Annotated in this window: 11 protein-coding genes; 2 read left to right on the top strand and 9 right to left on the bottom strand. The window is 44.1% G+C overall.

Annotated elements, in window-relative coordinates; all coding sequences use genetic code 11:
* Positions 1 to 177: 177 nt before the first annotated feature.
* On the top strand, positions 178 to 1,620 hold the full coding sequence (locus BK049_RS11450; protein ID WP_008358263.1) for a sigma-54 interaction domain-containing protein: 1,443 nt from the start codon (positions 178 to 180) through the stop codon (positions 1,618 to 1,620).
* Positions 1,621 to 1,713: 93 nt separating this feature from the next.
* Here the strand turns inward: BK049_RS11450 and BK049_RS11445 are convergent, their stop codons facing one another.
* On the bottom strand, positions 1,714 to 2,454 hold the full coding sequence (locus BK049_RS11445; RefSeq protein WP_071168540.1) for a FadR/GntR family transcriptional regulator: 741 nt from the start codon (positions 2,452 to 2,454) through the stop codon (positions 1,714 to 1,716).
* Between the two features lie 172 nt (positions 2,455 to 2,626).
* Complete coding sequence (gene rpoN / locus BK049_RS11440) at positions 2,627 to 3,925, bottom strand: RNA polymerase factor sigma-54 (RefSeq protein WP_071168539.1); 1,299 nt, start codon at positions 3,923 to 3,925, stop codon at positions 2,627 to 2,629.
* Positions 3,926 to 3,995: 70 nt separating this feature from the next.
* On the opposite strand from rpoN, the gene yvfG reads away from it, so the two are divergent.
* Positions 3,996 to 4,211, top strand: a complete 216-nt coding sequence (gene yvfG, locus BK049_RS11435; protein ID WP_008361224.1) for a protein YvfG — start codon at positions 3,996 to 3,998, stop codon at positions 4,209 to 4,211.
* 250 nt (positions 4,212 to 4,461) lie between these two features.
* On the opposite strand, the gene BK049_RS11430 is transcribed toward yvfG, so the two are convergent.
* The 7 genes from BK049_RS11430 to BK049_RS11400 are packed head-to-tail and all read right to left on the bottom strand — an operon-like array spanning position 4,462 to position 11,648.
* Positions 4,462 to 5,640, bottom strand: a complete 1,179-nt coding sequence (locus tag BK049_RS11430; protein ID WP_071169227.1) for a DegT/DnrJ/EryC1/StrS family aminotransferase — start codon at positions 5,638 to 5,640, stop codon at positions 4,462 to 4,464.
* Complete coding sequence (locus BK049_RS11425; protein WP_008361219.1) at positions 5,640 to 6,326, bottom strand: acetyltransferase; 687 nt, start codon at positions 6,324 to 6,326, stop codon at positions 5,640 to 5,642. The genes BK049_RS11430 and BK049_RS11425 overlap by 1 nt, the downstream gene beginning before the upstream one ends.
* On the bottom strand, positions 6,289 to 6,882 hold the full coding sequence (locus BK049_RS11420) for a sugar transferase (RefSeq protein ID WP_008361217.1): 594 nt from the start codon (positions 6,880 to 6,882) through the stop codon (positions 6,289 to 6,291). Before BK049_RS11420 ends, BK049_RS11425 begins: the two co-directional genes overlap by 38 nt.
* Before the next feature lie 20 nt (positions 6,883 to 6,902).
* Positions 6,903 to 8,432: an MATE family efflux transporter gene (locus BK049_RS11415; RefSeq protein ID WP_071168538.1), complete on the bottom strand. Its 1,530-nt coding sequence runs from the start codon at positions 8,430 to 8,432 to the stop codon at positions 6,903 to 6,905.
* Positions 8,433 to 8,460: 28 nt separating this feature from the next.
* Positions 8,461 to 9,489 (bottom strand): polysaccharide pyruvyl transferase family protein, encoded by a 1,029-nt coding sequence (locus BK049_RS11410; protein WP_071168537.1) that lies wholly within the window; start codon positions 9,487 to 9,489, stop codon positions 8,461 to 8,463.
* Positions 9,489 to 10,517 (bottom strand): glycosyltransferase family 2 protein, encoded by a 1,029-nt coding sequence (locus BK049_RS11405; protein ID WP_071168536.1) that lies wholly within the window; start codon positions 10,515 to 10,517, stop codon positions 9,489 to 9,491. Before BK049_RS11405 ends, BK049_RS11410 begins: the two co-directional genes overlap by 1 nt.
* 27 nt (positions 10,518 to 10,544) lie before the next feature.
* Positions 10,545 to 11,648, bottom strand: a complete 1,104-nt coding sequence (locus BK049_RS11400) for an EpsG family protein (protein WP_008361210.1) — start codon at positions 11,646 to 11,648, stop codon at positions 10,545 to 10,547.
* Between the last annotated feature and the right edge of the window lie 10 nt (positions 11,649 to 11,658).

Genomic DNA, 11,658 nt, shown 5'->3' with positions numbered 1-11,658 from the left:
CATTGGGTTCATCTTCACTCTTATATTATGCAAGGATTGTGCCAACTTTGTAATCGCTTCGTTCCTAGGTTTTATCTTGCCTTTAACGCAAAAATATTTTGCATATGCAAAATTTTTAAGAGGAAACCGCAAAATATTTCATGTAAAATAGAGGGAAAGGTCTGGGGGGTGGCGTAAATGAAAAAAGAGCACCATGTCGAAAAACTTGAAAATGAGATTGATCTGTATAAACAAATGCTCGATTTAATTGATGTCGGGGTGCACGCCATTGACGAAAATGGCAATACCATTGTTTATAATAAAAAAATGATGGAGATCGAATCTTTAAAACGCTCTGATGTCCTTTATAAAAATGTATTAGACCTCTTTGTCTTTCAAGACGAGATGCACAGCACACTTGTCCAAGCGCTACGAACGGGAAAACAAACGGTTCATGCAAAGCAGACATATCACAACTACAATGGAAAAGAAATCACAACCATTAACCATACATACCCGCTCGTTCGAGACGGTTTGATTCAAGGAGCGGTTGAAATTTCGAATGACGTCACCAAGCTCGAACGGCTGATTCATCACAATATGAAGAAAAAAGGAAACACACGCTTTACATTTGATTCAATTATTGGGGAGAGTCCTGCATTTTTAGAAGTCATCGAGCATGCGAAACGAGCCACACGCACCTCATCTTATGTGCTGATTGTTGGAGAAACAGGGACAGGGAAAGAACTGTTTGCACAAAGCATTCATAATGGCAGCAGTCGTTCATCCGGACCATTTATTACCCAAAACTGTGCGGCGCTTCCTGATAACCTTATTGAAAGTCTGCTGTTCGGAACGCAAAAAGGGGCTTTTACAGGCGCAACAGATCAGCCCGGTCTATTCGAACAAGCACAAGGAGGGACACTGCTTTTAGATGAAATCAATTCCTTACACCCGGCTCTTCAAGCAAAACTATTGCGCGTCTTGCAGGAGAAGCGCGTGAGAAGGTTAGGCAGCACAAAAGAAATTGCCGTTGATGTGAGAGTAATTGCCAATATGAATGAGGACCCTGTGGATGCGATTGCGAGTGGACGGATGCGAAAGGATTTATTTTACCGATTAGGAATTGTCACCTTGTTTATCCCCCCGCTTTCTGAGCGAAAAGAAGACATCCCTACGTTTGTCATGCATTTTATTCAAAAATATAATGAGCTGTTTCAAATGAATGTGAAGGCGGCTGATGAAGAGGTGCTTGCTCTGTTTCAGGCTTATGATTGGCCAGGCAATGTCAGAGAGCTGGAGCATGTGATTGAGGCTGGGATGAATATGATGATGGATGAAGCATACTTAAGCTTGCAGCATCTTCCCTATCATTTCAGATTCAAGCATAGGGAAGGTCGTCCTGCTGAACACATGCAGGTGAGTCCTGTGCAGCAACCATCAGCAGCTGATACCTTTATCTACACAAGCTCGGAACAGACGACTGATTTTCAAACCCAAATGGAACGCTTTGAAAAACAATATATCGTCCATTACTTAAATCAAATGGACGACAATATTTCACAGACTGCAAAGATACTGGGCATGAGCAGGCAAAGTCTGCAATATCGAATGAAAAAACTGCATATTACTCGTCAATAATAGAGCTGTGCCCTTATGGGGCACAGCTCACAGATTGTTGACAAAGAATGCGAGGGTTTGTCTACACGCTGGCTGTGCCCTTATGGGGCACAGCTATTGTTGTATATCTGGCTTTCTTCCCTGTTCTTGTTGCACGTCGCCGAGACGTCTTTCTACATTTTCCAAATGTGTGAGCATCGCTCTCTCTGCTTCTTCTGGCTGTTTGGCCATGACGGCTTGATAAATTTGCTCATGGTCTTTGTAAAGCTGCCGTATGGAGGCTTTCTTTGAGAACAGTACAGCTTTTCTCGTTTCTCGCATCGTTTCTATTAACAAGGTTGAAACCTGACTCATTAATGTCTCTAGTACACCATTCTTCGAGGCTTTGGCTAAGGCAAGATGAAATGTGAGGTCTGCCTCTTCCCCCATTTCTTGATGAGCTTCTGCCAGCTTCATTTGTTCGAGTGCATCACGCAGGCGATGAAGGTCCTCGTCTGTTCTCAGCAGCGCCGCCTTTTTGACAGCACCTGCTTCAATGATTGCCCTCACTTCAAAAAGTTGCGCTATATCTTGCTGCTTCATCAAAAAAGCAGGAGATGTACAAAATGCGAGCTGTTCAGGATCGAACTGCTTCACATATGTGCCTTCTCCTTGCTTCATCTCTATTAATCCGATCGCTTTCAGAGCGGACAGCGCCTCTCTCACAGCGGAACGACTGACTTGAAAGTTTTCAGAGAGCGCTTGAACCGAATCTAATTTTTCCCCTGGTAGAAGCTCACCCGTACGAATGGATTCAACTAATGCATCCGCTATTTCTTCATATATTTTTTTCGTTTTGATTTGTTTATATTTCAATTGGTCTCACCTCATCACCGTTGTCTATCCTTCGGCTCATGCCCTATCTTATACTTTACCCCAAAATTTCAGATCACACGTCTCCCCTTTTCTCAATTCTCAAGAAATCTTCAAGCGGTCTTTTTCTCATCAAAAAAGAAGCACGAGCCATTTTTCTGGCATGTGCTTCTTTTTAATCATAGCGCTTCCGCTGTGTGGATGACGGAAGGTTCATTTGTTCACGATATTTTGCAATGGTCCTGCGCGACACGCGAATACCAAAGGTTTGCTGAAGCAACGTCATGATTTGCTGATCCGAATACGGTTTTTTCTTATTTTCCGATTGAATCAGCTCGGCAATGTGGGTCTTCACTGTGTAGCTGGACGCTTCTTCTAGCGAATGCCCCTCTAGTTTCGCTTGGAAAAATTGTTTCATTTCCATTAATCCATAAGGGGTTTGCACCATTTTCCCTTTGACGGTTCGGCTCACTGTCGACTCATGCACTTGTAAAATATCTGCAATCCGCTTCATCGTAAGCGGTTTCATTTTATGCTTCCCGGTAAGGAAAAAATCAGTCTGTTGTAAGATAATCTCACGAACGACATTTGTCATCGTTTGTTTTCTCTGTTTAAGCGCTTGAACAAGCCAATTGTACTGCTGCTCTTTTTCCTTTAAATACGCATATGCTTCATGCCGCTTTCGATCTTGAATCATGGCGAAGTACGCTTGATTCATTTCAATGTCCGGAAAGGCACGCTGGTTCAGCTCAAATGTAATGTGATCTTGCATAGCAGTAATAAACACATCGGGCTCTATATACACATGCTGTTCCTCGTAAGAAAAATGAAGGCCTGGTCGTGGTTCAAGGAGTGACACCTCATCTTGTATCGCTTGAAGTGTTTTCATCGGAATGCCTGTTTTTGAAGCAATTTCCTTCCAAGCCTTTCTTGCGAAAAGAAAGAAATGCTCTTCGATGATCCGCTCGGCCTCATACCAGCGGTCCTTTTTTCTTCTAAGCTGAAGCAGAATGCATTCTTGCAATGATCTTGCGCCAATACCGGCAGGCTCTAATGATTGAAGCTGATGAAGAACGGCTTCTACTTCTTCTGAAGAAGCCTCCAAAACAGCGGCCATTTGATCAACCGGTTCATTTAGGTAGCCATTGGAATCAATGGACTCAATCATAAAGTGAAAGATTCTTTGATTCTTTTCACTTAAATTCAAATCAATGGCCTGTCTCTTTAAATACATTTGCAGGCTTTCTTTTTGGTGCGAACGATACGGCTCTGTCATTCGATCTTGCGTTCTTTTATGATAAACTGGTTGATAGCTGTCCGTGTCTTTCCGCTCAATCAGAGGGTTCTCAAGCGCTAGCTGGTCAAGATACTCGCCCAGCTCTGCACAATTCAATTGCAGCAACGTAATGGCCTGCCTGAGTTCTTGTGTGAGCACATGCTTTAATACTTGTTCTTGTTGCAGTTTAAGGCTCATTGTCTCCCCTCCCTCTCCTCATTTTACATGAAGATTGACGGACCGTATATATGAAATAGGAGTGATTTCCATGTCTGAACTTTTTTCTGTTCCATACTTTGTCGACAACTTGAAACAGCATATTGCCATGAATCAACACGAGGACAAGGTGCATGCCATGAATGCTTACTACCGCTCGGTGGTTTCTACACTGGTTCAGGACCAATTGACCAAAAATGCTGTTGTGTTGAAACGAATTCAGCATCTTGATGAAGCTTATCAAAAGGTGAAAAAAGAAAGCGAATAAATGGGCGAAAAACAGCACCCTTTGCCTCGATTGCAAAGGGTGTTTGTCATGCAGGAAACGCTTTTGATCCAGCTTTGATTTGTACATCATCAAAAAGCCGGACCGCCCCGCAGTATACACAGGATAAAGGCAAACCATAGCCCGTGATTGCGCAATCAAGAAGGGCGTACACCATTGTCAATTTCATAATTGAAACGAACTGACAGTACCTATTCCGTTTGATTTCATCAATTGAGAAAAGGCAAACTGCTTATGTACGAGCTGCCTTGATAGAGGTACATGCTTTCTTATGCAGAGCACCATGCAATGTGTCAATGACGCGCTCCTGTTCAGCCTCTGTCATGCTTGTTCCAGATGGCAGACAAAGCCCTGTCTCAAATAACAATTCCGAGGCAGGAATCCCCGTAGCGGCTGTATAAAAAGGACAATCATGAAAGAGCGGCTGCCTGTGCAGCGGCTTCCATACACGCCTCGCTTCGATCTGCTCTTCTTCCAGCAAATCAATGATCTCGACTGGAGAAATCTGCGTATCACGATCAATGGTTAATGTCGTCAGCCAGCGGTTGGACTTCGTCTCTTGATATTCCGGCATAAAATGAATGCCTTCAACATCGGATAAAGCGTCATGATAACGCTGGAAAATGCGCCGCTTTTGCTGAACACGCTCGTCTAACACGTCCATTTGGGCAATCCCTACACCTGCGAGCAGGTTGCTCATGCGATAGTTGTACCCCACCTCTTGATGCTCATAATGCATCGCACGTTCTCTTGCCTGTGAGGCGAGGAAATGGCAGCGTTCGATGGCAGCTTCATCATCACTCACCAGCATTCCGCCTCCTGATGTTGTCATGATTTTATTTCCATTAAAAGAGTAAACACCGAACCTGCCCATTGAGCCGCTTTTTCTTCCTTTATACATAGCCCCTAACGATTCAGCAGCATCTTCAATGATGGGCACATCATATGCCTCACACAGCGCTATGATCTCATCCATTTTCGCACTTTGGCCGTATAAATGAACGACAATGACCGCCCGAGGTCTTTTCCCAAGACGTTTTGTTTCAACAAAGGCTTTCTCTAACGCAAGCGGACACATATTCCATGTCTCTCTTTCTGAATCAATAAAAACAGGCACTGCTTGTTCATATAAAATAGGATTTGCACTTGCCACAAATGTAAGGGTAGAACAAAAGACAACATCTCCCTTTTGAACGCCAATGAGTTTTAAGGCAAGATGAATGGCTGCTGTTCCTGAAGATAAAGCTGCTCCTTTCTTCACCCCTGCATAGTTCGCGACCATTTGCTCAAATTCATTCACAAGCGGTCCTAAAGGCGCAATCCAATTGCTCTTAAAGGCTTCCTCTATTTTCAAGCCTTCCTTTCCACTCATATGAGGAGGAGATAAGTAGATTCGGTTCTTTTCTTTCATCATTTCCCGCCCTCTCTCCGATCTTTGATCTCAATTGCAGGAACACCTACAGCGACTTTCTGATCGTGTATATCTCGGGTCACTGCTGCTCCTGCACCAATGATTGACCAGCTTCCAATGGATGTACCAGGTGTCACAACAGCCCCTGCCCCAATATGGGCTCCCTCACGCGCGGAAACACAGCCGGTAAGCACAGCTCCCGGTGAAAGGTGAACAAAGGCTCCAAGTAAGCAGTCATGCTCCACGATCGAGCCAGTGTTGATAATCGCATGTTCACCGATGACTGCATCTGCTTGGACAACCGCCTTTGTCATCACCACAGTTCCTCTTCCAATCTTGGATGATGGACTTATGACGGCGTCTGGATGAATCAGTGTGGCAAATGCCGTGTCTTTAAACGAGAGACGTTCCTTGATCATCTGTCTCATTTCATTTTGTCCAATGGCAATCAGCCATTTCGTATGGGGCATTTCCTCTCTTAGCATTTGACTCATGGAGATCGGTGCATAAAGAATGCCGCTTTGAGTGACCGCCTGAGCAAACTGATCGTCTAATACAGTACACAATGAGTAATCAGGATGCGAAAAAATCAAATCCTGAATGACCTTGCTATGCCCGCCAGCCCCAATTAAGCCAATGGGCTGCGCTTTACGTATCGGTCCCTTTGAATTTTTCGGCTGTTGCATGATGCGGCTGCTGCACCCCCTCTGTTTTGATGACTTTCAGCAAAGTCATCCATAAAATTTTCAAATCAAGCCAAAACGATTGATGCTCAACATACCAGAGGTCATAGGTGAATTTTTCCTCCCAGGAGAGCGTGTTCCTTCCATTCACCTGCGCCCATCCAGTAATACCAGGCTTCACAAGGTGGCGCTTAGCCTGCTCCTCTGTGTACATCGGTAAATACTCCATTAAAAGAGGTCTTGGTCCAACGAGGCTGAGCTCTCCTTTCAGCACATTGACCAACTGCGGCAATTCATCAAGACTGAGCTTGCGAATCAAGGCGCCCGTTTTTGTTAATCGAAGATGATCTGGAAGCAGCACACCCTGTTCATCGCATTCATCAGTCATCGTTCGAAATTTATACAGCATAAATGGCCGGCCATGCAGACCAGGCCGTTCCTGCCGAAACACCACAGGAGCCCCGATTTTCCACCTAATGAGTCCATACATGAGAAGGAAAAGAGGGCTACCTGCGATGAGCAGAGTCAGTGCCACGACCACATCTATTATTCTTTTCATCATTGCATCTCCTTTTCACACTAGCGGGAGACAGCTCGTGCAGCGGCAGCTTGTTTCACCTTACGCATCAGCTGTATCCGCTCTTGTTTTGTTCCTGCCAATAGATACAAATAGCCCATGTAGAGAATAAAACCAATTCCACCAATACAAAAGAGCTCCCACCACGAGGTCACGTCATACACAGCCTGAATGCAAGCGCAGAAGCCCCAAATGAATACAGCTCCTAATAGCGGAACGACTGTATGTTTGTAAAAGATGGTGCTTTTCTGTTTTGTGATCTTGGCCGTATAAAATGGGAGAAACACGATATTTTTCATCAATAAAACAATCGCTCCCGCTGATGCAATGCCGTATAAGCCAAGCTGAAGCAGCTGAGTCAATCCATAGGCAAAAAGCACATTGGAAGCGCCTAATATGAGCGTGACAACCGCTGGAACTTTAAATCGGTTAAAGGCTGGCGGCACATAGGTCAGCGGTAAAAACATCAATGTCAAACATAAATAAGCCGCATGAATCATGAGCAGCCATTTCAGTTCCTCAAAGGCTGGTCCAAGCCATAGCAGCATGAGCGGGCCGGCAAGACCTCCTAGAAGAGCCGCGGGAAATGCCACAAATAAGCCACTCCACTTTATGGCTTTGGCAGCATATCGAATGAGTCCCTGCTCGTCTTGATTTGAATATAATTTCGTTATGGTCGGTGCAAACACAACTGCAAGTGTCCCTGCAAGTGTGCGTAATAATAATGGGAATTGTAAAATGGCGGCATACTGACCAGTCGCTTCTGCCCCAATCAGCAAGTTGGTCATCAATAAATCAATTTGTAAAAACAACAAAATCCCCATTTGCTCCAATGAATGCCATACCCCTGATCGCACAAGGGTGAGACTAGAAGATAAAGAGACATGCCGCCACTGAAACGAAAACCAAGGAATGAGTTTTTTAAAATAATAGATGCCGATTCCCATAGCCGCAAAGCTCCCAATCACGGCTGCAAGCGGAATATGCCAAATAGCGGGTGTCGTCACCGTAAACAAAAACACAATCACAAGCGCCCTGCAAAACATCTGGATGGCCTGTCCAACACTTGAAACATATAATTTATTCGCATAAAACGGCGCAGCCCCGATACCGGACATGACGAAATTGAGCATAAATAAAAGACCCCCTAACATAAAGGCGATCTGTGTGTCTTTTGCGAGATAAGCGGGCACATGAAGCCAGTCAACGAGCTGATGAGACAATAAAACGCAAAGCAAAAAGAGACTGATGGATAAAAAAATAGAACTGACAAAATAGGAGGCGAGATAGCGCTGCGCTTGTTCCATCTCTCCTTTATGAGCCGCAACAGAAAAAAAACGCACAACCACAGCACTTAATGAAGCCGTAATAACTGATAAATAATTGATCATATTTTGCGTCAGATGAATCAGACCAAATGCTTCCACTCCAAGTGTATGAACAATGTAAGGCGTTAAACAAACAGACATCAGCATCATCAGGATAAACGTGATGATATTCGCACTCACATTGTAAAGAAACGTACGGTTCATAGTGTCTTCACGCAGTGTTTAAGGGCCTTCATCCAGCTTCCTCTCCCTTTTGACCGCTTGTTTTCATATGCTGATGAATCGCCTTTTTCACTGCTTCCTCATTTGGTTCTTTCAAAAGGGTGACAAACGGAAGATGCGATACCCATTCATATCCTTCCATCACCTTATGATCAAAGGACCTGATGACAATACATGGTGTATGTGTAATCGCACAAAAGATCATGCCATGTAACCGGTCTGTCACAACGACTTGCGCCTGTCTTAACTGCGTCCACAAAGTGGATAATTCCTCTAAACGAGTCGTTCGATCCACTCGTTTTCCAATTGTCGTTGTGATGAACCCCACTTGATCATACGTGTCTTTGATATGCTGCTGTAATTGCTTTCGCTTCTCTTGGGTGAGATAGGCTTCCTTATCCTCACGCAGACAAAGCAGCACACCTTCACGTGCTTGCTCGTTCGATGATTCATCTAATGTCAGGACCATATCAGGCTGTTTCCATACCTCTTTATCAGGGAAATGCTGCTTCATCCATTCATAGGTGGTTTGATCTCTTGCCATCAGAAGGAGCCTCGGGTGTTGTTGATACGTTCGAATAGCGCGGCGTTCTTCTCTTTTCCCTCTTTTCGTTTCTGTAAAATGAACAGTAGCGGGAAGCTGAATCACAGGATAGGACTTGAAGGCGGTCATGATAAATTGTCTCGTCCATTCTTCATAGCGGTATAAATCCCCCATATTGCCCCCGCCGATAATGCAGACGATGTCTTCAGGATGCCTCGCTTGCTTCAGCGGGCGTGCGAGACGATACAACTCCTGCATATCCACTTCAATGATGTGATAGTCTGGAAAATACTTTTGTAAAAAGCAGTAGCTCGCATAAGCAATGGCATGATCACCTAAATTGTCATGTGCCGGCAGCAAAGTGAGAATGATTTTCTTCTGATGGCTTAGCTCTGGGAGCCTTTGGCGGCTCAGTCTATACTCAAGCGGATACTTGACCTTTAAGAGCAGCCACTCTGCGGCACGTGCTTTTAATTGCTGCAATGTCAACCCCATCACCCCGATTTTCTCGTTTGATATTCTATCCATTTTTGATAGCTTGAAGCAGCCGCAGAAAGCGGATAAATCCACTGCAGTTTCGCCAAGAATAAGATCATTCGCTTTCGCACAGTCAGCTTCGATGCCTCCACGTGCTTCACAGCATGCTGAAACGCCTCGTGTGTCACCATTTCCCGCATATGATCAAGCTTTTCTTGAAATGAAAGCGAATTTTGGCTCTTCCATTCATTGAGCATACAATGAAGCGTATGATTGACCATAAAAACATGAAAAGCCTTCTCATATGGTGTCAGCTCGTCATGCTCTTTTAAAAACAAGCGCTGCGTGTCATAAAATGCCAGTCCATGGTGAAAATATTGCTTTTGATACCGCTGTACAATGGATGATCGATGAACCCGGTAATAATAAAGTGGTTCATGCACAAAGGCCATGACACGTGATAAAGAAAAGCAGCGCAGCGTGACATACTGATCTTCAATATTCTCAAGCTCACCTCTCAGCGGAAAACGGATCTGATGTTCTTCGATAAAAGCACGCCGATACAGCTTATTCCATGAGAATCCAGTGATGTCTCCATGTAATAACGATTCTATTAAGCTGGCCCTCTCTGCTTTTTGATGGGCTAAAAGCGTCGTCGGTATGGTTCTGTTTGACTGCTCAAATTGAATCCAATATTCACTGACAACAAGATCTGCCCCGGTCATTTCGGCTTTTTCATACAAGGCTTCACAATAATGAGGAGCGAGCATATCATCTGAATCAATAAAGGCGAGATACGTTCCTTTTGCTTCTTCTATGCCTCGGTTTCTCACTGCTCCTAGCCCTTGGTTCGCTTGGTGAATCACCCGAAATCGCTCATCACGCGCAGCAAACGCTTCAAGCAATTCCCCGCTATGATCCGTCGAACCATCATTGATGAGAATGACCTCTATATTTGAAAAGCTTTGGTCTGCAATTGATTGGAGGCATTGCTCCACATATTGACTTGTATTATAGACTGCGACCAATAGACTGATAGCTGGCATTACCTTATGCCCCACCTTTCTTCAAATCTACTTTGTAAAAATCGTTCGATACGGTAAAACGGAAGAATCAAACGGCATTAGCATAATGCTGTACAAAATATAGCAAACGGCAATCCCAACATACATAAAGAAATTGGACCGCTGATCAAAAATGCGTGTGAAATATGGCAGTAAAATGAGCTGATACAGACCAAAGTAAATATGAAATCTTGCGTAAATGACATCCTTTGTTGCAAGGATGCCAAACAAGAATCCAAGCAAGCAAAAATTCACAATATAATCACTCTCCGGCGTCAGCTCACGAAGTCGTTTTCGATAAAAGAAAGCAAGCAAAAGCGGCAGAATCAGCACACCAATTTTCGTCACATTCATTCCATTTGTATTCGTTGTCAGCCATTCCTCGTAATGGCCGTAAGAGCTCCCTTGCAGCATCACAACAAATACTGAAACAAAGCGGTCATAAAGAGCCGTTAAGCCTAAAAAAATCAAACATAAAACAAGCATCATCCATGACCATGCCTTTGTTCTGACGATAAAATAAACGGGGATCATCATGAGTGCCGATGAATGAAACAACGAACACACAAGTACAAGCGGAAAATACAATTTCCACTCACCATTGATGACAAACCTGATGGCATAAAAAAGAATCGCCGCCACCATATACTGACGCATGCCATTAAACGAAGCATAATAATGAAATGTGCCAAGGAAAAGCAGCATACTAAGCTCAAAGGGCCGTCCATATTGCATGAGCGTCTTGATGATAAAAAAATAAGTGATGCCCCCAACTGTGATATACATGATTTGCGGCTCATGTGAAAGCTGATTAAGCATCCATAAGATCAGCGTAAACCCCGGATCGGTTGCAGCCTTGTCTACGCCAAACCCAAATATATGCCAAGGCTTTTCATAATGAACGGCGTACTCATACATCTGCCCATAGGTCACAAAATCGGTTCCTACTTTGTACCTTATACCCGCTACAATACAAAGAAATAAAAACGGAAAAAACACCAGAAGCTTGTTTGGCCGCCAACCGCTTTGTATGGTATCATCACGCCTGCCATAAAATGCAGCAAAGCTCGACCATAAATAGACCATGATCATGTTCACCAAATAAACCGCCATCTGCCAATCC

Origin of the sequence: Bacillus xiamenensis (genome assembly GCF_001857925.1) — a bacterium.
Lineage (GTDB): Bacteria > Bacillota > Bacilli > Bacillales > Bacillaceae > Bacillus > Bacillus xiamenensis.
The sequence above is the reverse complement of the archived record's forward strand: the minus strand, read 5'-3'. Positions and strand labels throughout refer to the sequence as shown.